23 protein-coding genes are annotated in these 22,670 nt (G+C 70.0%); 9 read left to right on the top strand and 14 right to left on the bottom strand.

Annotation, left to right across the window (positions count from 1 at the left end):
- Nucleotides 1-41: 41 nt before the first annotated feature.
- Nucleotides 42-1,127 (bottom strand): LacI family DNA-binding transcriptional regulator, encoded by a 1,086-nt coding sequence (locus ACFOYY_RS22630; RefSeq protein ID WP_352015255.1) that lies wholly within the window; start codon nucleotides 1,125-1,127, stop codon nucleotides 42-44.
- Nucleotides 1,128-1,327: 200 nt separating this feature from the next.
- Here ACFOYY_RS22630 and ACFOYY_RS22625 point away from each other — a divergent pair, with 200 nt between their 5' ends.
- Complete coding sequence (locus tag ACFOYY_RS22625; protein ID WP_386191702.1) at nucleotides 1,328-2,023, top strand: TetR/AcrR family transcriptional regulator; 696 nt, start codon at nucleotides 1,328-1,330, stop codon at nucleotides 2,021-2,023.
- Nucleotides 2,024-2,253: 230 nt separating this feature from the next.
- Here ACFOYY_RS22625 and bldC read toward each other — a convergent pair whose 3' ends face one another.
- Together bldC and ACFOYY_RS22615 are read right to left on the bottom strand one after the other, a co-directional pair.
- Nucleotides 2,254-2,457: a developmental transcriptional regulator BldC gene (gene bldC, locus ACFOYY_RS22620; RefSeq protein WP_013133571.1), complete on the bottom strand. Its 204-nt coding sequence runs from the start codon at nucleotides 2,455-2,457 to the stop codon at nucleotides 2,254-2,256.
- A 322-nt stretch (nucleotides 2,458-2,779) separates the two neighbouring features.
- A complete protein-coding gene (locus ACFOYY_RS22615) occupies nucleotides 2,780-3,637 on the bottom strand; it encodes a hypothetical protein (RefSeq protein WP_352015253.1) in 858 nt (285 codons plus the stop codon).
- A 186-nt stretch (nucleotides 3,638-3,823) separates the two neighbouring features.
- Here ACFOYY_RS22615 and ACFOYY_RS22610 point away from each other — a divergent pair, with 186 nt between their 5' ends.
- Together ACFOYY_RS22610 and ACFOYY_RS22605 are read left to right on the top strand one after the other, a co-directional pair.
- The gene (locus ACFOYY_RS22610) at nucleotides 3,824-4,927 is read left to right on the top strand and encodes a Leu/Phe/Val dehydrogenase (protein WP_362778160.1); all 1,104 of its coding nucleotides are present in this window, start codon (nucleotides 3,824-3,826) and stop codon (nucleotides 4,925-4,927) included.
- Between the two features lie 150 nt (nucleotides 4,928-5,077).
- Nucleotides 5,078-5,311 carry a DUF3073 domain-containing protein gene (locus tag ACFOYY_RS22605; RefSeq protein ID WP_352015251.1) on the top strand — a complete coding sequence of 78 codons (234 nt, stop codon included), beginning with the start codon at nucleotides 5,078-5,080 and terminating at the stop codon, nucleotides 5,309-5,311.
- A gap of 176 nt (nucleotides 5,312-5,487) precedes the next feature.
- Here ACFOYY_RS22605 and purM read toward each other — a convergent pair whose 3' ends face one another.
- The 3 genes from purM to ACFOYY_RS22590 all read right to left on the bottom strand — a co-directional run bounded on the left by purM (nucleotide 5,488) and on the right by ACFOYY_RS22590 (nucleotide 9,204).
- Entirely contained in the window at nucleotides 5,488-6,513 is a 1,026-nt protein-coding gene (purM, locus tag ACFOYY_RS22600) for a phosphoribosylformylglycinamidine cyclo-ligase (RefSeq protein ID WP_352015250.1), read from the bottom strand.
- A gap of 37 nt (nucleotides 6,514-6,550) precedes the next feature.
- The gene (gene purF / locus ACFOYY_RS22595) at nucleotides 6,551-7,987 is read right to left on the bottom strand and encodes an amidophosphoribosyltransferase (protein ID WP_352015249.1); all 1,437 of its coding nucleotides are present in this window, start codon (nucleotides 7,985-7,987) and stop codon (nucleotides 6,551-6,553) included.
- 644 nt (nucleotides 7,988-8,631) lie between these two features.
- Nucleotides 8,632-9,204 carry a hypothetical protein gene (locus tag ACFOYY_RS22590; RefSeq protein ID WP_386191696.1) on the bottom strand — a complete coding sequence of 191 codons (573 nt, stop codon included), beginning with the start codon at nucleotides 9,202-9,204 and terminating at the stop codon, nucleotides 8,632-8,634.
- A 186-nt stretch (nucleotides 9,205-9,390) separates the two neighbouring features.
- Here ACFOYY_RS22590 and ACFOYY_RS22585 point away from each other — a divergent pair, with 186 nt between their 5' ends.
- Nucleotides 9,391-9,678, top strand: a complete 288-nt coding sequence (locus ACFOYY_RS22585; RefSeq protein WP_386191693.1) for a hypothetical protein — start codon at nucleotides 9,391-9,393, stop codon at nucleotides 9,676-9,678.
- Nucleotides 9,679-9,937: 259 nt separating this feature from the next.
- On the opposite strand, the gene ACFOYY_RS22580 is transcribed toward ACFOYY_RS22585, so the two are convergent.
- Nucleotides 9,938-10,384, bottom strand: a complete 447-nt coding sequence (locus ACFOYY_RS22580) for a sterol carrier family protein (protein ID WP_386191690.1) — start codon at nucleotides 10,382-10,384, stop codon at nucleotides 9,938-9,940.
- Between the two features lie 136 nt (nucleotides 10,385-10,520).
- Between ACFOYY_RS22580 and ACFOYY_RS22575 the strand changes: the two genes are divergently transcribed.
- Nucleotides 10,521-12,626 carry a PhoX family protein gene (locus ACFOYY_RS22575; protein ID WP_352015246.1) on the top strand — a complete coding sequence of 702 codons (2,106 nt, stop codon included), beginning with the start codon at nucleotides 10,521-10,523 and terminating at the stop codon, nucleotides 12,624-12,626.
- Between the two features lie 62 nt (nucleotides 12,627-12,688).
- Here ACFOYY_RS22575 and ACFOYY_RS22570 read toward each other — a convergent pair whose 3' ends face one another.
- Complete coding sequence (locus ACFOYY_RS22570; RefSeq protein WP_386191687.1) at nucleotides 12,689-14,128, bottom strand: DHA2 family efflux MFS transporter permease subunit; 1,440 nt, start codon at nucleotides 14,126-14,128, stop codon at nucleotides 12,689-12,691.
- Nucleotides 14,129-14,210: 82 nt separating this feature from the next.
- On the opposite strand from ACFOYY_RS22570, the gene ACFOYY_RS22565 reads away from it, so the two are divergent.
- Nucleotides 14,211-14,879, top strand: a complete 669-nt coding sequence (locus ACFOYY_RS22565) for a TetR family transcriptional regulator (protein WP_362778480.1) — start codon at nucleotides 14,211-14,213, stop codon at nucleotides 14,877-14,879.
- Nucleotides 14,880-15,034: 155 nt separating this feature from the next.
- Entirely contained in the window at nucleotides 15,035-15,919 is an 885-nt protein-coding gene (locus ACFOYY_RS22560) for a hypothetical protein (protein ID WP_362778146.1), read from the top strand.
- A gap of 436 nt (nucleotides 15,920-16,355) precedes the next feature.
- Here the strand turns inward: ACFOYY_RS22560 and ACFOYY_RS22555 are convergent, their stop codons facing one another.
- Together ACFOYY_RS22555 and ACFOYY_RS22550 are read right to left on the bottom strand one after the other, a co-directional pair.
- Nucleotides 16,356-16,514 (bottom strand): hypothetical protein, encoded by a 159-nt coding sequence (locus ACFOYY_RS22555; RefSeq protein ID WP_352015243.1) that lies wholly within the window; start codon nucleotides 16,512-16,514, stop codon nucleotides 16,356-16,358.
- The gene (locus ACFOYY_RS22550; protein WP_386191684.1) at nucleotides 16,511-16,879 is read right to left on the bottom strand and encodes a hypothetical protein; all 369 of its coding nucleotides are present in this window, start codon (nucleotides 16,877-16,879) and stop codon (nucleotides 16,511-16,513) included. Before ACFOYY_RS22550 ends, ACFOYY_RS22555 begins: the two co-directional genes overlap by 4 nt.
- A gap of 66 nt (nucleotides 16,880-16,945) precedes the next feature.
- On the opposite strand from ACFOYY_RS22550, the gene ACFOYY_RS22545 reads away from it, so the two are divergent.
- Nucleotides 16,946-17,563, top strand: coding sequence for a TetR family transcriptional regulator C-terminal domain-containing protein (locus ACFOYY_RS22545; RefSeq protein WP_362778139.1), 618 nt, complete (start codon nucleotides 16,946-16,948; stop codon nucleotides 17,561-17,563).
- Nucleotides 17,564-17,668: 105 nt separating this feature from the next.
- The gene (locus ACFOYY_RS22540) at nucleotides 17,669-17,794 is read left to right on the top strand and encodes a hypothetical protein (RefSeq protein ID WP_352015240.1); all 126 of its coding nucleotides are present in this window, start codon (nucleotides 17,669-17,671) and stop codon (nucleotides 17,792-17,794) included.
- Between the two features lie 97 nt (nucleotides 17,795-17,891).
- Here the strand turns inward: ACFOYY_RS22540 and purL are convergent, their stop codons facing one another.
- The 4 genes from purL to purS form a co-directional block, all read right to left on the bottom strand.
- Nucleotides 17,892-20,078, bottom strand: a complete 2,187-nt coding sequence (gene purL, locus ACFOYY_RS22535; protein WP_386191981.1) for a phosphoribosylformylglycinamidine synthase subunit PurL — start codon at nucleotides 20,076-20,078, stop codon at nucleotides 17,892-17,894.
- A gap of 95 nt (nucleotides 20,079-20,173) precedes the next feature.
- Nucleotides 20,174-20,857: a phosphoribosylformylglycinamidine synthase subunit PurQ gene (gene purQ, locus ACFOYY_RS22530; protein ID WP_352015239.1), complete on the bottom strand. Its 684-nt coding sequence runs from the start codon at nucleotides 20,855-20,857 to the stop codon at nucleotides 20,174-20,176.
- Nucleotides 20,858-21,030: 173 nt separating this feature from the next.
- Entirely contained in the window at nucleotides 21,031-21,549 is a 519-nt protein-coding gene (locus tag ACFOYY_RS22525; RefSeq protein ID WP_352015238.1) for an ATP-binding protein, read from the bottom strand.
- A gap of 605 nt (nucleotides 21,550-22,154) precedes the next feature.
- Nucleotides 22,155-22,400 carry a phosphoribosylformylglycinamidine synthase subunit PurS gene (gene purS / locus ACFOYY_RS22520; protein ID WP_352015237.1) on the bottom strand — a complete coding sequence of 82 codons (246 nt, stop codon included), beginning with the start codon at nucleotides 22,398-22,400 and terminating at the stop codon, nucleotides 22,155-22,157.
- Between the last annotated feature and the right edge of the window lie 270 nt (nucleotides 22,401-22,670).

Raw genomic sequence — 22,670 nt, 5'->3', positions numbered from 1 at the left:
CTTGGGGCCCGCCTGGACCTGTAACGCTCCAGGCAGGCTCCCTACGGCAGCGCGGGGCCCGTGCTGCGCCGTACGACGAGCTTGGGAGTGATCTCGCGCAGCCGCGCGACCTTGCCCGGGTCGCCGATCCGGTCGCTCAGCAGCGCCGCCGCGGAGCGCCCCATCGCCCTGCGGGGCTGGTCGACGGTCGTCAGCGAGATCGGCTGGGTCCCGGCGAGGTGGACATTGTCGTATCCCACGACCGACAGGTCCTCGGGCACCCGCAGGCCGAGCTCGGCGGCGGCGGCGAGCACCCCGATCGCCACCGTGTCGTTCGCGGCGAAGATCGCGGTGGGACGGGGGTCGCGGGTCAGCAGCCTGCGCGCCGCCTCCGCCCCGCCCTCCTCGGTGCACTCGCCCTGCTCGACCATGATGTACGGCGCCAGCGCGTGCCTGCGCATCGCGACCAGGTAGCCCTCGCACCGGAAGCGGCCCGAGGAGAACCGGGTGCCCTCGATGTGGGCGATCCTGCGGTGGCCGAGTTCCACGAGATGGTCGATGGCCAGCCGCGCCCCGAGCTGGTCGTCGTCCACGACGATGTCCACACCGCCCAGCTCGATGTCACGCTCGCCGACCACGACCGTCGGCGTGTAGCCGGTGGCCTCGACGAGCGTCTCGCTGGTCGGCGCGATGCCGAGCAGGACGAGGCCGTCGACGCGCAGTTCGAGGAACGCCTCGACCGCCTCGTCCTCGAAGGCCGGGTCCCACTGGCTGTTGCCGATGAGCAGCCGCAGGCCGTCGCCGTGCAGGCTCTCCTGCAGGCCGTCGAGGAACTCGGCGTAGAAGGGGTTGTGCAGGTCGGCGACGAGCGCCCCGACCAGGTGGGTGCGGCCCTCGACGAGGCTGCGGGCGACCGCGTTCGGCCGGTATCCGAGCTCTCTGGCCGCCTGGAGCACCGCCTGCCTCCGGTGCTCGCTGACGTGCGGCGATCCGCGCAGCACGAGCGAGACCAGTGATTTGGAGACACCGGCGCGCTCGGCCACATTGCGGATCGTGGGCCGTGGACGCGGCCCCGCGCCGTCCTGTAGGACGGGGTCGGCGAACTCGCGCGCTCGGGTGACGGTGGTGTTGACCGGTGGTCCTGACATGGCTCTCCCCCGGGAAGTGGTGGATGGGCACCTGTCACTCAAAACGATCGAGTTACGAATCGGGTACGGCCTGAAGGCTGTTTCCTGGATCTTTCCCCCCACTCCGGTCACCCAGATGGCGGCTCACCACGGCGAAAGCCCGAAAAACGACTCTTGTTTCTCCCCGCCACCCCTTGATCGGCTCGGCTAGTGTGCGGGACGTGGGTTCGATATCCGGGGCCGAGGAACGGGAACGGGACAGACCCGCGGGGCGGGGCGCGCGTCCCGCACGGCGCAGGCTCAGCGTCGACCGGCGGCGTGAGGAACTCGTGGCGGCGGCCCTTGAGCTGTTCGGCGCGCGCGACGCGGAGGACGTCTCCATCGACGACGTCGCCTCGGCCGCGGGCACGTCGCGGGCGCTGGTCTACCACTACTTCGGCGGCAAACAGGAGCTCTACGTGGCCGCGCTGCGCAGTGCGGCGGACCAACTTGAGGCGCGGCTGCAGCCGAGCGAGAACGGCGGCCCGGTCGAGCGGCTCGCCGTGGGGCTGGAACGCTACTTCGACTTCGTCGAGGAACGCGCCGCAGGCTTCGCGGCGCTGGTCAGAGGCGGCCCCGCCAACCGCAGCGGCGAGGTCGGCGAGATCGTCGACGGGGTACGGCACCGCCTGCTGGGCCTGGTGATGAGGCTGTTGCGGGTCGAGGAACCCGGACCCGTCCTGCGGGTCACGCTGCGTTCGTGGATCGCCTCGGTCGAGACGGTGGCCCTCGACTGGCTGGAGTACCGCGACGTCGACCGGCGGGTGGTCGAGCGCATACTGGTCGACCACATGGTGGCCACGCTCGGCGTGGCGGCCGGTCACGACCCGAGGGTCGTGCCGTTGCTGGAGAACCTGGTCTCCGAACACGCACCGTGACCGGCTCGGAAGATCACCGGGCGGGCCGTGGGTTACGGAGCGTGCGGACGGAGTATGGGGGCCGGGGCAGGGGTGGGACCAGGCTTCGGGGCCGCGTGGCCGTACGGGACGATGTGGGGCGGCGCCGGGCGGGCGACGCCGCATCCCACATAACCCGTTTGGCCTCACGCGCTCACGAATCCGACGTGAGCGCGCGCTGGATCCCCCCTAGGTCCGTGACGGCCCCCGTCTTACTCCGAGCGCTGTTGCGGAATCCCCGCCAGCAGCGCGCGAACCTCGGTTTCCCGGTAGCGGCGGTGTCCGCCGAGTGTGCGAATGGACGTTAGCTTCCCGGCCTTCGCCCACCGGGTGACGGTCTTGGGATCGACCCGGAACATGGTTGCGACCTCCGCCGGGGTGAGCAGCGGCTCTGCCTCGGGTGTACGAGCTGACATTTGTGCGGCCTCTCCTCCATGTGGACCGGCGACAGCGATCCTGCGACTTGACGCTTGTCACGGATGTTGTCCCCCTATGGCCCCTTGCGTGCGGCTGTTCGGGCCATATGCGGCATCACCCGATGTGACCATACAGCCACGTAGAGCGATTGGCGAGCCTTTGAGTGGCTCATCTCTCTTGTGCACCTGTTGTTGTCACGCTCGGTGATTCTAGCGACACGTTTCGTGGTATCGCAGTGAAAACGGCAAACTACTCAGTTCGTAGACGTGTCACCGGTCATCGACGAACCTACTTATGCAGGTCAGAGGGATGATTTGCGACTCAGTTTGCTGATTCGAGAAGTTGTATTGATCTCCAGCGGAGGATCACGCGCTGGTACATGGCGTAGGCCAACTCTTCCTCGCCGTTCTCCAGACCTGTCAGCGCGGCGGCGATCTCCGCGACCGACTGGTCGGCCTGGAGCTTGTCGTCGCCCATCAGGTGGACGATGCCGCCGTAGTCGAGTTCCACGAGCGAGTGCGGGTGGAACTCCTCAAGCCAGCGGGCGATCTCCTCGACCTCGGCGGCGACCGCGACCTCGCCGACCTGCCTGCGGATGATCTGCAGGGCGCGGGCGCAGCGCCGTCTGGCATGGGCCATGGACGTCACGTAGATGAGGTTCCTCGTGGTGGTCGTGCCCTCGGGGTCTCCCTCTCCTTCGAGCACGAGCCAGCGCTCGTTGCCGTCGAAGGGGACGAACCACGACGTGGGAACGTGCCAGGTCGAGGTACGGATATGGGTGCGCAACGCGGCGGCCCCGCCACGGCGCTTGAACTTGTCGAAGTCGTCGGCCGTCTGCTCGGCGACGGAGATCGGTACGAACCGCTCCATCAGCCTCACGGGGGTCGAGCCACGGAAGCGGGAGAAGGCCAGCCACGATCTCAGCCGGCTCTGCCACGGGCAGACGTAGAGGACGTCCTCGACACGCCTGAGGTAGGCGTTGGGGCTCTCCTGGGCGGGAGCGGGGGACGGGGGCACCCCCAGGAGACGCCGTACGGCCTCGCCGTGCTCGGCGTGGAGCGCGCCCGCGCGGCGAGGCCGGTCGGTGGCCTCGGCGTAGGCGGCCCAGGATGAGCGTTCCGGCGGGGCGAACGCGGTCAGCGGTTCGTAGACACGGAGGTACGCGGCATAGGGCAGCACGTCCGCATCGTGTCACGAAGGGCGGGCCGTTGTCCGGTGCCGCCGTCGTGAGGAGTTCCGTCGTCCACGGTGTCTCGGCTGGTGAGACCCAGGGGGCGCGATCGCGGCTCGTTACATGGTTCTGGCTACGCTGAGGGTGATCTCCGCCGCAACGGAGCGGCGGACGGACGACCGGGAGCCACCACCGTGACCGACGTCTTCGGGCTGTCCCACAAGGACACCAGCCCAGCGAACAGCCAGGCCAGGCACGAGCAGGTCGTGTTCTGCTCCGACGAGCGCAGCGGCCTGCGAGCCATCATCGCCATCCACAACACCGCCCTCGGCCCCGCCCTGGGCGGCACCAGGTTCTACCCCTACGACAGCGAGCAGGCGGCCCTGACCGACGTGCTCAACCTCTCCCGGGCGATGGCCTACAAGAACGCCCTGGCCGGTCTCGACCTCGGCGGCGGCAAGGCCGTCATCATCGGAGACCCCGCCGTCGACAAGAACGAGGCCATGCTGCGTGCCTACGGCAGGTTCGTGCAGTCCCTCGGCGGCCGTTACTTCACGGCCTGCGACGTCGGCACCTACAGCGAGGACATGGACCTCGTGGCCCGCGAGAGCTCCTACGTGACCGGCCGCACACTGGCCAACGGCGGGGCGGGCGACTCCTCGATCCTGACCGCCTACGGCGTGTTCCAGGGCATGCGGGCCGCCGTCGAGCACGTCCACGGCACGTCGGAACTGCGCGGCAGGAGGGTCGGTGTCGAGGGCGTCGGCAAGGTCGGCCACCGCCTGGTCGACCACCTCGTCGAGGCCGGGGCCGAGGTCGTGGTCTGCGACGTCAGCGAGCGGGCCGTCGAGCGGGTCCGCGCCAGGCACCCGCAGGTCGAGGTGGTCGCCGACCAGGTCGCGCTGACCGGTGCGGACATCGACGTCTACGCGCCGTGCGCCCTGGGCGGGGCACTCGACGACGAGACGGTGGCCAGGCTGCGAGCCAAGATCGTGTGCGGCGGGGCGAACAACCAGCTCGCGCACCCGGGGGTGGAGAAGGAGCTCGCCGACCGCGGCATCCTCTACGCGCCCGACTACGTGGTCAACTCCGGCGGCGTCATCCAGGTGGCCGACGAGATCCACGGGTTCGACATGGGCCGCGCGAAGGCAAAGGCCACCCAGATCTTCGACACGACTCTCAAGATCTTCGTGACGGCGGACGAGGATGGCGTCCCTCCGGCGGTCGCAGCCGATAGGCTAGCGGAGCGCAGAATGTCGGAAGTCGGGCGAATTAGGGGCATTTGGCTGGGCCGCTAGCCCATCACGCCCATACGGCGTACCGAGCCGGGCGTAAAACGGGTACGGTTGTAGTCGAACGAGAGCTGACGCCTCAAGTCAGGTGGCGTCAGTGCGTGGTGCGTTAGCGACGAGGGGTCGGGCACGACCCCACACGAGGGGGTCGAGCCAATGGGGCGCGGCCGAGCAAAGGCCAAGCAGGTCAAGGTTGCTCGCCAGCTGAAGTACAACAGCGGTGGCACTGATCTTGAGCGTCTTCGCGACGAGCTCGGAGTCAGAGACGACTCCAACCACAATGACGACGCCAACGACTCCTATGACGAACTGGCTGAGCGGTACGCCGATTACGCCGATGACTACGGCTCCGGAGACGACCGTGAAGACGGGACGTCCGGCCGGCGTTAGGCGGCTTCACTTCGAATACGAGTGAGAGACACCCGGAGGCCGAAAGACCACCGGGTGTTCTCTCCCTGCGTCTTTTCCCGACAGCGCTCCGGCTCCCGGAGCGCTGTTCGGCGTTTTCACGGAGGCGTTCCGGACGCGCCCCGGGCGGCCATCCACCCGGGGCTCGCCGTACACGGCTAGCGGTAACGCGCGACACCCGTGCCGGGGACGACCTCGCCGAGCACCCAGGCGGGCAGGCCGCGCGCCTTGAGCAGCGCCAGGGCCGGATCGACGGCCTCCGGCGCGACGATCGCGGCCATGCCGACCCCGAGGTTGAAGGTGCGGTCCATGTCGGCCTGCGCGATCTTCCCGTGCCCGGCGAGCAGCCCGAAGACCGCGGGCGGGGTCCAGGAGGAGCGGTCGAGCAGGGCGTCGAGCGTCGGCGGCAGGGAACGGGACAGGTTGCCCTCAAGGCCGCCGCCGGTGATGTGCGCGTAGGCGTGGACCTCCGTCGCACGGGTCAGCTCAAGGCAGTCCAGGGCGTAGATCCTGGTCGGCTCCAGCAGTTCCTCACCGAGCGTGCGGCCGAGCTCGGCGAACTGGTCGTCGAGCGAAAGACCGGCCTGCGCGATGACGTGCCGTACCAGGGAGTAGCCGTTGGAGTGCACGCCGGAGGAGGCCAGCGCCAGCACCACGTCACCCTCGCGGACCCGGTCACGGCCGAGCAGTTCGTCGCCCTCGACCACACCGGTCGCCGCGCCCGCCAGGTCGTACTCGTCGGCGCCCATGGCGCCCGGGTGCTCGGCCGTCTCACCGCCGACGAGGGCACAGCCCGCCAGGCGGCAACCCTCCGCGACACCGCCGACGATCTCGGCGATCCGCTCGGGGACGACCTTGCCGCAGGCGATGTAGTCGGTCATGAAGAGCGGCTCCGCACCGCAGACCACCAGGTCGTCCACGACCATGCCGACCAGGTCGATGCCGATCGTGTCGTGCTTGCCGAGGCGCTGGGCCAACATGACCTTGGTGCCGACCCCGTCGGTCGAGGTGGTCAGCAGCGGACGCCGGTAACCGAGCAGCGCCGAGGCGTCGAACAGACCGGCGAAGCCGCTGGCGTCGTCGACCACCTCGGGCCGTCGCGCCCGCGCGACCTTCGCCTTCATCAGCTCGACGGCGCGTTCGCCCGCGTCGATGTCCACACCGGCGGCGGCGTAACTGGTCATGCGGTCTCCGAGGTGTTCTGCGGGATCACAGACAGGATCACAGCTTGGCTTCCAGGACGTACTTGCCGACGTTGTCCTGGTCGATGGCGATGGGATAGACGCCGTCGAAACAGGCCCGGCAGAGCCGTTCAGCGGGGATCGTGGTCGCCTCGGTCAGCCCCTCGATCGAGATGTAACCGAGGGAGTCGGCGCCCAGGGAGGCACGGATCTCCTCGACGCTGAGCGAACCGGCGATCAGCTCGGCCCGCGTCGCGAAGTCGATGCCGTAGAAGCACGGCCAGGCGACCGGCGGGGAGGAGATGCGGACGTGGACCTCCCTGGCCCCCGCCTCGCGCAGCATCTTGACGATCGCCCGCTGGGTGTTGCCGCGCACGATGGAGTCGTCGACGACGACCAGGCGCTTGCCCGCGACGACCTCCTTCAGCGGGTTGAGCTTCAGCCGGATGCCGAGCTGGCGGATCGTCTGGGACGGCTGGATGAACGTGCGACCGACGTAGGAGTTCTTGACCAGGCCCTGGCCGTACGGGATGCCGCTCGCCTCGGCGTAGCCGACGGCGGCGGGGGTGCCGGACTCGGGCGTCGGGATGACCAGGTCGGCCTCGACGGGGTGCTCACGGGCCAGCACCCGGCCGACCTCGACGCGGGTGCTCTGCACGCTGCGCCCGGCGATCGTGGTGTCGGGACGGGCCAGGTAGACGTACTCGAACAGGCAGCCCTTGGGCTCGGGGAGCGCGAACTTGCGCGAGCGCACACCCCGCTCGTCGATGGTGATCAGCTCGCCCGGCTCGATCTCGCGGACGAAGGTCGCGCCCACGATGTCCAGCGCGGCGGTCTCCGAGGCGACGACCCAGCCGCGTTCGAGACGGCCGAGCACCAGCGGGCGGATGCCCTGCGGGTCACGGGCGGCGTAGAGGGTGCGCTCGTCCATGAAGACGAGCGAGTACGCCCCCTTGACCTGCGGGAACAGTTCCGCGGCGGCGTCCTCGATGGGCTGGCTGCGGTCCTGGGCGAGCAGTGAGGCGAGCACCTCGGTGTCGGTCGTCGCCCTGGTCGAGCCGGGGGCGAGCCGCTGGGAGAGCTCGGGGGTGTTGATCAGGTTTCCGTTGTGGGCGAGTGCGAGGCCGCCCTCCTCGGTCGAGCTCAGCGTCGGCTGGGCGTTCTCCCAGACGCTCGACCCGGTGGTCGAGTAGCGGCAGTGCCCGATCGCCAGGTGGCCGCGGAGGGTGCCGAGGATCGACTCGTCGAAGACCTGGGCGACAAGGCCCATGTCCTTGTAGACGAGGATGCGGCTTCCCTCACTGACCGCGATGCCCGCGGACTCCTGCCCGCGGTGCTGCAGCGCGTACAGCCCGTAGTAGGTGAGTTTGGAGACTTCCTCCCCGGGTGCCCAGACGCCGAAGACGCCGCACGCGTCTTTCGGAGGCCGGTCACGGGGGTCAAGGTCATGGCTCAGCTGGCCGTCGCCCTTCAGCACATGCTTCAGTCTAGGTCGGCTTCCTCGTTGCTCGAACCCGGGGGCCTTCTCCGCCGTCTGCCGCACCGTTGCCGAACAATCGTCAGTGTTTTGCCGTGTCGGCCTGTTTCACGGCAAAGAGCCGGGGGAGTGTGGGGTATCCGGCATCCCTACACGTCGGGAGAGTGGACGTGACAACACCTGAGGACCCGAACCAGCCTGATCCGCGGCGGGAACAGCGGGACCGGTGGCCAGACGGGGAGCCCGAGGAGGCGTCGGGCCGGGAGCACCCGACGGCCCCGGGAGAGGAGGAACCGGAGCCGCGTTCTCCCGAGCCCAGGCGGCCGATTCCCGAGGAGCCGGAGCCGTGGTCTCCAGAACCGCGCGGGCCGGTGCCCCGGGAGCCGGGAGCCCCGGAACCGGGGCTGCCCGGTCCTGGAGTGCCGAGCCCGGGAACGCCGGGACCCGATCCTGGAGTGCCGAGCCCGGGAACGCCGGGAGTGCCCGGTCCTGGAGTGCCGGGGGCGCCGGAACCCGGGGCGCCGGGGCGATGGGAGAGGCCGCCGGGGGAGCCGATCTCCACGCCGGACGAACCGGTGACACCGCGTCATCCCGACCTGCCGACCGCTCCCGAGGTCCCGGAACCCCTCCAGACCGACCCCGGCTCAGACAGGGGCCCAGAGAGAGGCCCAGAGAGAGGCTCGGACAGGGGCCCGGACAGGGGCCCGGACGCCACCGAGGTGTTCCAGTATCCCGAGCCCGGCCGGTACGGAGGCATCCCCGGCGCCAGTCCCTACGGAGGTCAGGGCGCCCAGGGCCAGGGCGCTCCGTACGGCGGAGCGAGCGGAGGGGCATCGCCGTACGGCCAGCAGGCCGCCGGCCACCGGGGAGGCCAGGAGGGACCGTACGGCGAGGAACCCCGGGAAAGCGGTCAGGCGGGGCCGTACGGACAGGGGTACCCGGGAGCCGGACAGGAAGGGACGTCCGGACAGGATCGTCCAGGAGGCGGGCAGGAGCGACCGTACGGCTCGGGGGGCCTGGGAGCCGGACAGGAGGGGCCGTACGGCCGACATCCGGGAAGCGGGCAGGAGGGGCGATACGGCCAGGAGTATCCAGGAGCCGGTCAGGAAGGGCCGTACAGCCAGCACCCGGGGACCGGCCAGGGAGGGTCGTACGGCCAGGAACGCCCGGTAGGCGGGGAAGGGCCGTACGGACAGGAGTACCCGGGAGCCGGACAAGAGAGACCGTACGGACAGGAACGCCCGGGAGCCGGGCAGGAAGGGCCGTACGGGCAGGAGCAGCCCTACCAGCCGCCGCTCACGCCGGGGGGACCGGGTTATCCGGGGGCGCCGCCGTACCAGGGGGGTTACCAGAGCCCCTACCAGAAGCCGCAGGGCGGCGGGCTCGGCACGGCGTCGCTCGTTTTGGGCATCGCGAGCATCTTCCTGCTCGTGGTGTGCGGCCTCGGCGTGCTGACGGCCATCGCCGGACTGGTCATCGGCATCGTCGCCTTCGTGAAGGACTCCAACCGGGGACGCGCCGTCGGGGGCATCGTGCTGAGCGTGTTGGCGCTGATCATCGCTGTGGTGTTCCTGACGTGGTTCTACAGCACGGTCGGTGACTGCATGGACCTGCCGCCCGGCCTGCAGCAGCGCTGTGTCGAGGAGCGGCTGGGCGTACAGGTCCAGAGCGCGCCACAGTGGCGGTCGTAGGCGATGGCCGCAGCGGCTCCACAGCGGTCCCATCGTGGCTCATGATGACTCTCGTAGCGGCCCCGCGATGGCCCCACTGTGGCCCACGGTGGCCGACCGTAGTGGCGGCCTGCGGTGGTGGGTGGGCGCGGGGGCGGTCGTGAGGGGCTCCGGGTGGTCCTACGGCGTGGCGAGCGACGAGAAGGAGACGACCTCGGTCAGCCGCACGCCGTGCTCGGGGTGGTTCTACGGTGTGGCGGGCGAGGCCTTCAGGTGGTGTCTAGGCGACGGGCAGGTGGGCGGAGAGGTCTGCCCGGCTTCCACTCGCCGTGACCCTGCCCTCCTCCTCGGCCCGCTCCCAGGTCAGCCGCCCGGTGGCCAGTTCGAGCCAGGTGAGCGCGTCGGTCTCGATCACGTTCGGCGGGGTGCCCCGGGTGTGCCGGGGCCCCTCGACGCACTGCACCGCGGCGTACGGCGGGACCCGCACCTCGACGGTCCGTCCCGGAGCCGCCGTGGCCAGCCGGTCGAGCAGGTGCCGTACGGCGAAGCGGGCGGCCTCCCGCTCGGGGCGCAGGCCCAGGTCGTAGGCCCGCAGCACCACGGCGATGCAGGCCCGCAGCAACTCGGCGGTCGTCTCCCCGCCGTCGTAGGCGGGCTCGCCGAGCGCGACGAGCTGGGCGTCGAGGGCGGCGTGGACCTTGGCGGGATCCGGCTTGTGAGGAGGCACGTTCCCATCATCCCCCGGCTCGGGGTGGGGATCGCGACACACGCTTCACCGGGTGGGCAGACGTCGTTCACTCCGGATTCCCCCGGCCCTCGTAACGTCCAGCCGAACCGGTCGCACCACAACCTTGGAGGCCCCCGTGGCGAACGTGTCACCGCGCAGAGCGCTCCCCCTGCTGGCCAACCCTCACGGGGGTGGACGCAGCGCGCTGACCTGCTGGTTCCGCTGCGGCAACCAGTGCGCTCACGACGTCCAGAACACCAGCGAGAACACCTACTTCGGTGACGTGGTCGCCGAGGTCGTCTCCCGCCGCGGGGTGCTGCGCGCGGGCACCCTCGGCGCGCTCGCGATCGGCGCCGTCGCGACGGGCGCGGCCCCGGCCCTGGCCGCTCCCGGCCCCGACGACGCGGCGCAGGCCTTCGGTCCCGGCCACGGCGGCCCGGGAGGCCACGGGGGTCACGGTGGCGGCAGGCTCACCTTCACCGCGGTCCCGCCGAACACCGACGACAGGGTGACGGTTCCCGAGGGCTACGAGACGGCGCCGGTGGTGCGCTGGGGTGACCCGGTGCTGCCCGACGCGCCCGCCTTCGACTTCGAGAACCAGAGCGCGGACGCGCAGGCCAAGCAGTTCGGCTACAACAACGACTTCGTCACCTTCTTCCCGCTGGGCGGCCACCGTGGCCTGCTCTGGGTCAACCACGAGTACACCGACGAGAACCTGATGTTCCGCGGTTACACCAACGGTGACGCCGCGACCGAGGAGCAGATCAGGATCGCGCTGGCCGCGCACGGCGGCTCGGTGGTCGAGATCGAGCGGGTCGGCGGGACGGGGCAGTGGCGGCTCGTCACCCGGGGACGCCGCCGCTACAACCGCCGGATCACCGCGCTGACCCCGATGCGCTTCACCGGTCCCGCCGCGGGCGGCGACCTGCTGAAGACCGCGGCCGACCCGGCGGGCACCACCCCGGTCGGCACGCTCAACAACTGCGCCGGCGGCACGACCCCGTGGGGGACGGTGCTGAGCGGCGAGGAGAACTTCAACCAGTACTTCGTCAACGGCAACGGCGTCCCCGAGGCCCAGAAGCCCTACCTCTCCCGGTACGGCGTGAGCCCCACGACCGGCGTCCCGGCGGGCAACCGCAGGTTCGACCGGGTCGAGGAGCGTTTCGACCTGGCCAAGCACCCCAACGAGGTCAACAGGTTCGGGTGGATCGTGGAGATCGACCCGTTCGACCCCACCTCGACCCCGATCAAGCGCACCGCCCTGGGCAGGCTCGCCCACGAGGGCGCGACGACCACCCTGGCCAGGGACGGCCGGGTCGTGGCCTACATGGGGGACGACTCCCGGTTCGAGTACGTCTACAAGTTCGTCTCGAAGAGGCGCTACATCCCCGGCTTCGACCGGCACAACCGGACGCTGCTCGACGAGGGCACGCTGTACGTCGCGAAGTTCACCGGGGACAGCCCGGCCAAGGAGATCGACGGCAGCGGCAAGCTGCCCTCAGACGGAAGCTTCGACGGCTCCGGGCAGTGGATTCCGCTGGTGACCGGCGGCATCTCGCACGTGCCCGGCATGACGGCCCAGGAGGTCCTTGTCTACACCCGGTCCGCGGCGGACAAGGTCGGCGCGACCAAGATGGACCGTCCCGAGGACGTGGAGCGCAACCCGGTCACCGGTGGCGTCTACGTGGCGCTGACCAACAACGCCAACCGGACCCCCGCGCAGGTGGACGAGGCCAACCCGCGTCCGGCCAACAAGCACGGCCACATCCTGGAGATCACGGAGCGGCGCGACGACGCGGGCGCCACGACCTTCTCCTGGTCGCTGCCGCTGGTCTGCGGTGACCCGAACGACCCGGCGACCTACTTCGCCGGGTTCGACAAGACGAAGGTCTCGCCGATCTCCTGCCCGGACAACGTCGCCTTCGACGGCGACGGCAACCTGTGGATCTCCACCGACGGCAACCAGCTCGGCGCCCACGACGGCCTGTTCGTCATGCCGGTCCGCGGTCCCGAGCGCGGCCACCTCAAGCAGTTCCTGAGCGTCCCGGTCGGCGCGGAGACCTGTGGCCCCCTGGTCAGCCCCGACCAGCGCAGTGTCTTCACGGCCGTCCAGCACCCCGGGGAGACCAACGGCGCCACCCCGGAGGCGCCGAGCAGCCACTGGCCGGACGGGGGCACCAGTCAGCCCCGCCCCGCCGTGGTGGTCACCTGGCACAGGAGGGGCGGGAAGATCGGCTCCTGACCCGATGATCCCGGTGCCGCCCGCGCCCATCTGGGCGGGGTCGCGGGCGGCACCGTACTTCCTCATCCCTGCGCCATCGCCGGTACGGCCTCCGCGGGCCTGTCCCCGTCCCGCCCCGAGCGGGACCGGCGCAGGGAGAACAGGCTGACCGGCACCCCGACCAGCACGATGAGCGCCGCGATCACCAGGGTCGTCCGGTAGGCGTCGAGGAAGGCCGTCAGCGGGCCCGCGCCGTCCGCGAGGAACGCCGTCTGCCTGCCGTTCAGGATGGCCCCGAGGATCGTGACTCCGAGCAGGCCGAAGACCTCCCGGGAGACGTTCAGCACGCCCGCGGCGATTCCGGCGCGGTCCGCGGGGAGCATGCCCAGGACGACCGTGGTGACCGGGACGAGCAGGCCGCCGCCGAGGCCGTACAGCAGGAACCACGGCAGCAGGTCGCCGAAGGTGCCTCCCTCGCCGACGAAGGAGATCCCGAAGATCGCCCCGGCCATCACGAGGAGTCCGGCCGCCACGGTCGGCGCGGTGCCGACCATCTGGCTGATCCGGGCGGACAGGGCGGCGGACACCGCCATCACCAGGGCCATCGGCACGAAGGAGGCCCCGGCCTCAAGGGGGGAGAAGCCCAGCGCGTTCTGCAGGTAGAGCGCGGTGAAGAAGTAGATCCCGAACACGCCGAACGCCCACAGCCCGATCGAGAGCATGCCGCCGCTGACCACCCGTGACCTGAACACCGACAGGTCGATCATCGGCTCCCGGCTCCGGCGCTCGATGACGACGAACGCGATCGCGAAGGCGACGGCCAGTCCGAACGCGCCGAGGATCTCCGGTGAGGTCCAACCGGCCCGGCCGCCCTCGATGAGTCCGTAGGTCAGGGCGAACATCGCCAGGCTCGACGTGGCCAGGCCGGGGATGTCCAGGCTGTGCCGTACGCGGACGTCGGGGGTGTCCCTGATCGCCCAGAGGGTCAGGCCGACGGTCACCAGCCCGACGGGCACGTTGATCAGGTAGATCCAGCCCCACCGCCAGTTCTCACTGATGAAACCACCGGTCAACGGCCCGAGGGCCAGGGCGAGCGCGCCGACGGAGCTCCACAGGCCGATGGCGGTCGCACGTTCCCTGGCGTCGGGGAAGACCGACCTGATCAGGGCAAGCGCGGTCGGGGTCAGCAGGGCGGCGCCGACGCCCTGGGCCGCCCTGGCGGCGATCAGGAGGCCGCCGGTGGTGGCCAGCCCGGCGGCGAGGGAGGCCAGGGTGAAGACGCTCAGCCCGAGCACGAAGATCCTTCGTCGGCCGAGGATGTCGGCCAGGCGCCCTCCGGCCAGCATCAGTCCGGCGAACACCAGGATGTAGCTGCTGACGATCCACTCAAGTCCGGACAGGCTCAGCCCGAGGTCCCGCTGGATCGTCGGCAGCGCGACGTTCACCACGTTGTTGTCGAGGTAGGTCATGAACGTCCCGAGCGAGATCGCCCCCAACGCCCACCACCGGCGGTCAGTCGTCACGTCAACTCCTATACGGTGTACTTATACGTTGTACATGTACATCGCATAGTTGAGCTTGTACGGCGTATAGTTGTCAACCGTGATGGGAAAACTGACCCGGGACGCCGTCATCGACCAGGCGCTGCGCATCGGTGACGCCGAAGGACTCCAGGCGGTCACGATCAGGCGGCTCGCCCAGGACCTGGGTGTCACTCCCATGGCCCTGTACTGGCATTTCAAGAACAAGGAGCAGCTGACCGTCGGCATGGGCGACCACCTGATGCGCGGCTTCGCGACCCAGGAGGACGCCACGGGACCGTGGAACGAGCGGCTGCGCGGTCTCGTCGCGGACCTGGTCGGCATCCTGCGACGGCACACGTGCGCCGCCTCCGTGCTTGAGGAGGTGGACCAGATGGAGGTGCCGAGCTTCCTGCGGGTGTGGGACACCGCGCTCGGCCTGATCAACCAGGCCGGGTTCACCTACGAGGAGAGCTGCCTGGTCGCCAGATACCTCCTGAAGGGCGCGATCGCCCTCGCCGGAGGGGAGGCGCGCGACCGGCGCCGTCCGTCGGACCACGAGGCGGCCGAGGTCAAGCGGATCAAACGGCTCAGCCTGCAGTCGCTGCCCCGCGAGTCCTACCCGCACCTCGTGGAGATGGCCACCCCGCTCGTCGACGGCTGTTCGGCCGAGGTCTACGACACCTTCGGGGTCGACCTGCTGATCGGCGGCGTCGAGGTCATGGCGGCCCGCCGTGCGGCACGCCCGTTGTGAGATGCCTCCGCACCCCTGACCTGGCGTTCGGTACGGCGAAGCGGGAGTGATGCGAAAACGTGATGATTAGCGTGACAACGAATGGAACGGTCTAAGCGTGTCCTAAATGACCCCTTCCAACACACCAGTAACTGGTGTAGCAGAGAGGAAGCCCTGTGGCTTTCAAGGTGCCGGGCGCCCGCACGCTTAGTGTCGTGGCCGTCGGAGTGCTGGCCGGAACCATGCTCACCGTGGGCGGCAGCGCCGTCGCAGCGACGGCCGGTTCCGAGATTCACGCCTGTGTGAACAAGAAGACGCGTTACGCGCGCATCGTGAACCCGTCCGCCGTGTGCAGGCCCACCGAGATCCGAGTGACCTGGGGTGACGGCAACAACGTCAGCCAGGGCATCGCCAGCTCCGGCCCTCGTGGCGCGCAGGGCGCCCCGGGCAAGGACGGCGCCCAGGGCCCGGCCGGTCCGCAGGGCCCCAAGGGCGAGCAGGGCCTGCCGGGCAAGCAGGGCCCGGCGGGTCCGCAGGGCCCCAAGGGCGCTGAGGGTCCGCAGGGTGCTCCCGGCAAGGATGGCAAGGACGGCGCGGACGGCAAGCCGGGCGAGGACGGCAAGCCCGGTGCCCAGGGCCCCAAGGGAGACCAGGGTCCGGCAGGCCCTCAGGGCAAGCAGGGTCCGCAGGGCCCGGCCGGTGAGGACGGCAAGCCCGGTGCCAAGGGTGAGAAGGGTGACCAGGGTCCTCAGGGCCCCGCGGGCCCGCAGGGTCCCCAGGGCCAGAAGGGCGAGAAGGGTGAGCCCGGTTCCGGCGGCGCCGGTACCCTGAACACCTACACCGCCCAGTTCAGCTTCGGCGGTGGCGGCTATGGCAGCAATTCCAAGACCGTGACCTGCGACTCGGGCAAGGCCACCGGCGGCGGCTACAGCCTCGGGAGCGGAAGCGGCTCGGCCCAGATCTACGCGAGCGCTCCCAACGCCGGCAGCGGCGCCCCGACCGGCTGGACCGTGTCCGGCAAGAACGCCAGCGGCACCATCTATGTGATCTGCCTCTCCTGATCCAGGAGAGCTCGACGGGAAGGGCTCCGCGTAGCGGATGGCCCTTCCTCGGCCCTCGCCGTACGAATGGCAGGGCCAGGTGGGTCGCGTGAGGACGGAGTCGGGACACCCGGCCTCACGCGACTCACGGACAGAAGGGGTGCGACCCGCGCCCCACGCAGGACCAGGAAGGCTCCTCCCCGGCCGCACTCCGGGAGGGGCCTTTCTCGTTCCCGCCTTGGACGGCTCCCGCCTTGGACGGCTCTCACGCCTGGAACTCTCATGCCTGGAAAGGCTCCACGCTCAGAAACCTCCACGCCTGGACCTTCACGCCGGAAAGCCCCGCGCCTGGAAACCCCCGCGCCTGGGAAACCCCCGTGTCCGGAAACGCTCTGCGCTCGGCAGGCTTCGGCTCCCGGAAGACCCCACGCTCGCGAGTGCCCCCGTGCCTCGCGTGTCATCGGTCGCGGTCGCGGGGGCCGCTCCGCCCGGCCATCCGCCAGATGATCACCATGCCCACCGCGAGGACGACCAGGGCGACGGCCACGATGATCCCCTTGACGATGAAGTCGTGCAGCAGGTGGTCGAGCAGTTCCGACCCCCCGTCTCCGCTCACCGGTCGTCCCTCCCGTACCGCTCGTCCCCGAAGCGCCGACTGTCCTCGGAGGGCCGGTCATCCCGAAGGCGTTGGTCGTCCTCGAAGGGCCGGTCGTTCCTGGGGCGTTGCCCGTCATCCAGGTACCGGGCCGCGAACCGGACCGCCTCACCGGCGAGCCGTCCACGGGAACCTCCCCGCCCGGGCCGTGCGGTGGCACGGGTTTCGAGGTAGCCGGCGGCGGCCTCGGCGTATCGGCGGACCTGGGCACCCCTGCCCCGGCGCTTGAGCGTGACGGCGACGCCGAACGCGATCAGGGCGACCACCACGAGCCCTCCCACGATCAGGCCGAATCTGACGAGCATCAGGGTCAGCACCGTTTGCACGGCTCCTCCTTCGATTTATCACAGGTGTGATAAATCGAAGGTATCACAGGTGTGATAAAAAGAGGTGTGCCCAAGCAGGTCGATCCGGTCGCCCGTCGTGCCGACGTCGTGGACGCGCTGTTCAGAGTCGTCTTCAGGGACGGTCTGCAGGCGGCCTCCCTGCGCGCGGTCGCGGACGAGGCCGGGCTGAACATCGGCTCCCTGCGGCACTACTTCGCCAACCAGCAGGAGCTGATGGGCTTCGCCATGCGGTCCATGCTCGACCGGGTCGAGGGACGACTGCTGCGCCGCATCGACGAGGTGGGGGACCTGGAGGCTCTCACCGGAGAGCAGCGGCGCCGGCTCTCCCTGAACCTGTTCGCCGAACTGCTGCCCCTCGACGAGGCCCGCCGCGCCGAGGCCGCGGTCTTCGTCGACTTCGTCACCGCGGCCAGGACCCACCCCGCGATCGACGCCGATCTCGCCCGTGAGGCCGCGGCGGGGATGCGGGCCCTCGTCCGGCGCGTTCTCCGGCGCGCGATCGACACCGGGACCCTGCGGCCCGGCCTGGACCTCGACATCGAGATCGAGCGGCTGAGCTCCCTGCTCGACGGCCTCAGCCTGAACACCGTCCTGTATCCCGACCTGCTCTCGCCCGAGCTCTGCCTCGACGTTCTGCGGGCGCACCTGGACAGCCTCGCCTGACGGTGGCCGACAGGGGAGCCGATTGTCTCTCCCCGGACACGAGGAGCGAGGTTACAGTCACGGTGAGTACGTCATGCCGGGAGCCCCGCGAGAAGGGAAACCTCCATGGGAAAGCACGAGGGCAAGCCCGTCGAGGAGAAGGACTTCGTACCGTCGCTGACCAGGCAGCAGGCAGAGACCCGGACCAGACCGGGCAGGCACGAGAGGCCGGAGCCGGAGCAGGAGCGGTGACCGGCACGGCGGGTCCCCGGCCACGGGGGCGCGGGGGACCGTGAGAAACGCCGTCGGGGGGCACGGCCCGCGAGCCGTACCCCCCGACGGGGATGGATCAGCCGAAGATGGCCGGGAGGGTCGAGGTGTGGGTCTCCCGCAGCTCGGTGGCCGGGATCTCCAGGACGTTCTCCACGACCAGCGCGTCACCGCCGGTGAGGCCCAGGCACTGACAGGGCACGTCGTTGGCGGCGCACAGCTCGGCGAAGGCCTCGAACGACTCCGGGGCGACCGTCACCAGCGCGCGGGCCGACGACTCGCTGAACAGGGCGACGAAGGCGTCGTCGTCCGGCAGGGTGACCGTCGCGCCGACCCCCTGGGCGAGGACCGACTCGGCCAGGGCGATCGCAAGACCGCCGTCGGACAGGTCGTGGGAGCCGGTCAGCAGGCCGCGTGAGGCGGCCTCGGTGAGGACCAGGGCGAGGGCGCGCTCGGCCTCCAGGTCGGCCTTCGGCGGCAGGCCGCCCAGGTGACCGTGGACCACGTGCGCCCACTCGGAGCCGCCGAACTCCTCCTCGGTCTCGCCGAGCAGCAGAACCTTCTGGCCGGGGGCGGTGAAGCCGCTGCGGACCCGGTTCGCCACGTCGTCGATCACACCGAGCACGCCGACGACCGGGGTCGGGTGGATCGCGGTGGAGCCCGTCTGGTTGTAGAAGGAGACGTTTCCGCCGGTCACCGGCACTCCGAGGGCCTTGCAGGCGTCGGCGAGACCCCGGGTGGCCTCGGCGAACTGCCACATGACCTCGGGGTCCTCGGGGGAGCCGAAGTTGAGGCAGTTGGTCACCGCGAGCGGGGTCGCCCCGGTCACCGCGACGTTGCGGTAGGCCTCGGCCAGCGCGAGCTGCGCGCCCGCGTACGGGTCGAGCCTGGCGTAGCGGCCGTTGCCGTCCGTGGCGAGCGCGATGCCCCTGGTCGTCTCCTCGGCGCCGGGCATGACCTCGCTGATGCGCAGCACCCCGGCGTCGGCGGGCTGGGCCAGCACGGTGTTGCCCCGGACGTAGCGGTCGTACTGGGAGGTGACCCACTCCTTCGAGGCCAGGTTCGGCGAGCCGAGCAGCCGCAGCAGCGCGGCGCGCAGGTCCTCGGAGCGGGCCAGGCGGGAGGGGACGTCGGCGTTCAGGGCGGCCTGCCCGGCGGGCTCGTGGAAGGGCCGCTCGTAGACGGGGCCCTCGTCGGCCGCGGTGCCCGGCGGGATGTCCACGATGGTCTCGCCGTGCCAGGTCATCACCAGGCGTCCGCCGTCGGTGACCTCGCCGATCACGGTCGCCGGGATGTCCCACTTGGCGCAGATCGCCATGAAGGCATCGATGTCGTCGGGGGTGACGACCGCCATCATGCGTTCCTGCGACTCGCTCATCAGGATCTCCTCGGGCCGCAGCGACGGATCGCGCAGCGGGACGAGGTCCAGCTTGACGTCCATGCCGCCGGTGCCCTTGGCCGCGAGCTCGGTGGTCGCGCACGAGACACCGGCCGCGCCGAGGTCCTGGATGCCCACGACGACGTCCGCCTGGTACAGCTCAAGGCAGCACTCGATCAGGAGCTTCTCCATGAACGGGTCGCCGACCTGGACGCTGGGGCGCTTGGCCTGCGACTCGTCCTCGAAGGTGGCCGAGGCCAGGACGGAGGCGCCGCCGATGCCGTCGGGGCCGGTCAGCGCGCCGAAGAGCACGACCTTGTTGCCCGGCCCGGGAGCGGTGGCCAGCTTGATCTGGTCCTTGCGGAGCAGGCCGACGCACAGCGCGTTGACCAGCGGGTTGCCGATGTAGCAGGGGTCGAAGACGACCTCGCCGCCGATGTTGGGCAGCCCGAGGCAGTTGCCGTAGTGGCTGATGCCCTCGACCACGCCGGGCAGCACCCGCCGCGTGTCGTGGGCGTCGGCGCCGCCGAAGCGCAGGGCGTCCATGACCGCGATCGGCCTGGCGCCCATCGACATGATGTCGCGCACGATGCCGCCGACACCGGTCGCCGCGCCCTGGTGCGGTTCGACGTAGGACGGGTGGTTGTGCGACTCGATCTTGAAGGTGGCCGCCCAGCCGTCGCCGACGTCCACGACGCCGGCGTTCTCCCCCATACCGACCAGCAGGGCCTCCGACTTGGGGGCCTTGGTGCCGAACTGGCGCAGGTGCACCTTGGAGGACTTGTAGGAGCAGTGCTCGCTCCACATGACGCTGTAGATGGCCAGCTCGGAGCTGGTCGGCCTGCGGCCGAGGATCTCGCGGACCCGGTCGTACTCGTCGAGCTTCATGCCCAGTTCGGCGTACGGCTGCCGCTCGTCGGGGGTGTCCTGGGCCCGCTTGACGGTGTCCAGAACCGCCTCGGGGCGCGGGGTCTCGTGCTCGCTCACAGGTTCACCAGCTTCTTCAGGATGGAGGTGAAGAAGCCCCGGCCGTCGGTGCTCGGGGCTCCGGTGAGGTCTTCGACCGCGTGCTCGGGGTGCGGCATGAGGCCGACGACGTTGCCCGCCTCGTTCCTGATGCCCGCGATGTCGTTCAGCGAGCCGTTCGGGTTGCCCCCGACGTAGCGGAAGACGACCTGCCCGTTGGCCTCAAGGGCGCCGAGGGTCTCCTGGTCGGCCACGTAACGGCCCTCGCCGTGCTTGATCGGCAGCACGATCTCCTGGCCCTCGGCGAAGTCGGAGGTCCAGGGGGTCGCGGTGCTCTCGACCCTGATGCCCTGGTCACGGCAGATGTAGTGCAGCCCCGCGTTGCGCATCAGCGCGCCGGGCAGCAGGTGGGCCTCGCAGAGGATCTGGAAGCCGTTGCAGGTGCCCAGAACAGGAAGCCCGGCCCTGGCCGCCGGGATCAGCTCCTCCATCAGGGGCGCGAACCTGGAGATGGCTCCGCACCGGAGGTAGTCCCCGTAGGAGAACCCACCGGGCAGGAAGACCGCGTCCACTCCCTTGAGATCAGGGTCGGCGTGCCACAGCGGAACGGCCTCGCCGCCCGCGTGACGTACGGCACGCGCCGCGTCCTGATCGTCAAGAGTCCCGGGAAAAGTGACGACGCCCACGCGGGCAGCACTCATGACAGCGTTCCCCTCCACAAACGAGCGCCGCGCCGGCGTCTCTCACGGTGGACAGCGGTCTGCGGCGGTGCGCCCAGGCTATCCGTTCCCGACAAGCGGGTCACACGCGCAGGTCGCCGGGCCGTACGGCATGGCCTTCTCAGTCATGTGACCTGGTGAAACTGTGGGGTCTCTCACACCGCGGCGAGGACGCGGTCCTCGCGGGGCAGCCCGACGCGCACGCGGTTGTCACACATGAGCCCCTCGCGCACGAGGCCCTCGCACGCGAGGCTCTCGCGCAGCAGGAGGGCGTCGTCGTCCCAGTCGAGGTGCTTGCGCAGGTGCACGGTCGTGCCCCGGCCCGGCGTGACGCCGAAGGAGATCTCGTCGACCACGGCCTGCATGATCAGGATGCCCCGGCCGTTCTCCGTGTCGCCCGGAGGGTAGTGCTCGGGGAGCCGGGCCAGGCCCTGCCCCCTGTCGATGATCTGGACGTCACAACGGCCGTAGCCGATCGCGACCTCGACCTCGTAGCGGTTGGCGGGGCCCCCGTGGCGTACGGCATTGGCGCACGCCTCGGTGACCGCGAGCAGGATGTCGGACACGCAGCTTTCGGTGACGCCGAGTGAGCGAAGCGAGTCGCCAAGGGCTCTGCGGACCATCGGTATGCCGACGGCCTCTCTCGGCAGAGCCAGCGAGAACTCGATATCCACCGGACCCCCTTCCCGGGCCAGACGTCACCCTGTCAAGGTTTCCCCGCGGAATCCGGGCTAACCGCAAAATAACCTTAATGTTATTTAGTGTTGGTCAAGCTGTGGGATTACGGCAGGTCCAGAAAGTGATCTACCTGGGCGTAAGGGATCTACCCCTGAGATAAGGGGCGTTCCGGGATCTGTGTGGATCTTCGCCGTGTAGGCCGCAGTCCAGGGTCACTGCTTCGACGCCCGATGACAGCCACTCCGAACCCACGACGCCAAAAGGTACGGGTTACCGGCGCCGTGTGCGAGGAGTTTCGGCTTGGGCGCGTCGGTGTCTGGACCGAGGAACGCAGGAGCGAAGCGACGGAGAGACGAGGGAAGGCACCGACCCGAAGCGCCCAAGCCCGCGCCGCCGCCAGGCGGCGCAAAAAGCACTGCCCGCGCCGCCGCCAGGCGGAGCAAAGAAACCCGGCTTGGGCGCGCCGACGCTTGGACTGAGGAGCGAAGGAGCGAAGCGGATGAGCGACGAGGGAAAGCGTTGGCTCGAAGCGCCCAAGCCCGCGCCGCCGCGAGGCGGCGCAAAAAGGCGCTGCCCGCGGTGCCGAAGGCGCCGCAAAATCTCACGCCTCGGCGGTGACCGTGTAGTCCTCGATGACGGTGTTGGCCAGCAGGGTCTCGGCCATCTTCCTGACCTCGGCCAGGGCGGCCTCGTCGGCGGGGCCGTCGATCTCGACCTCGAACCGCTTGCCCTGCCGTACCGCGGAGACGCCGGAGAAGCCGAGCCGCGGCAGCGCGCGGGCGATGGCCTGGCCCTGCGCGTCGAGAATCTCGGGCTTCAGCATGACGTCGACGATGACGCGCGCCACGGTGTTCCTCCTGGTCGCTGCGGGGACGGTTAGGCGCCTCAAGAGTAACGGGCTCCGCCGGACGTTTGGTCCCGGGGCCCGGGTGGCCGCGAGACGGGCACGTTCCACACGACGAACCGGTCCGTGCGCCGAGGGAGCGGTCCATGCGAGGGTGAGAGAGGTGATCCGGCGGGAACAAGGGGCGAGATGGATGTCGGGGCAGGTCTTGCGCACAGGTATGTGACCTCTGCCACGATGTCCACAAACGCATACGAACCACCACCAGTCGGA

The sequence above is a fragment of the Streptosporangium jomthongense genome (assembly GCF_042650425.1).
Taxonomy (GTDB): domain Bacteria; phylum Actinomycetota; class Actinomycetes; order Streptosporangiales; family Streptosporangiaceae; genus Streptosporangium.
Note: the sequence above shows the minus strand (reverse complement) of the source record. Positions and strands in the feature narration are given on the sequence as shown.

Bases quoted from the DNA above. Each gene is read 5' to 3' on its own strand.
- ACFOYY_RS22565 (WP_362778480.1), top strand. From the start codon at position 14,211: ATGGGAAAACTGACCCGGGACGCCGTCATCGACCAGGCGCTGCGCATC.
- purL (WP_386191981.1), bottom strand. From the start codon at position 20,078: ATGAAGCTCGACGAGTACGACCGGGTCCGCGAGATCCTCGGCCGCAGG.
- purQ (WP_352015239.1), bottom strand. From the start codon at position 20,857: ATGAGTGCTGCCCGCGTGGGCGTCGTCACTTTTCCCGGGACTCTTGAC.
- ACFOYY_RS22540 (WP_352015240.1), top strand. From the start codon at position 17,669: ATGGGAAAGCACGAGGGCAAGCCCGTCGAGGAGAAGGACTTCGTACCG.
- bldC (WP_013133571.1), bottom strand. From the start codon at position 2,457: ATGTCAGCTCGTACACCCGAGGCAGAGCCGCTGCTCACCCCGGCGGAG.
- purM (WP_352015250.1), bottom strand. From the start codon at position 6,513: ATGACCAGTTACGCCGCCGCCGGTGTGGACATCGACGCGGGCGAACGC.
- ACFOYY_RS22630 (WP_352015255.1), bottom strand. From the start codon at position 1,127: ATGTCAGGACCACCGGTCAACACCACCGTCACCCGAGCGCGCGAGTTC.
- ACFOYY_RS22605 (WP_352015251.1), top strand. From the start codon at position 5,078: ATGGGGCGCGGCCGAGCAAAGGCCAAGCAGGTCAAGGTTGCTCGCCAG.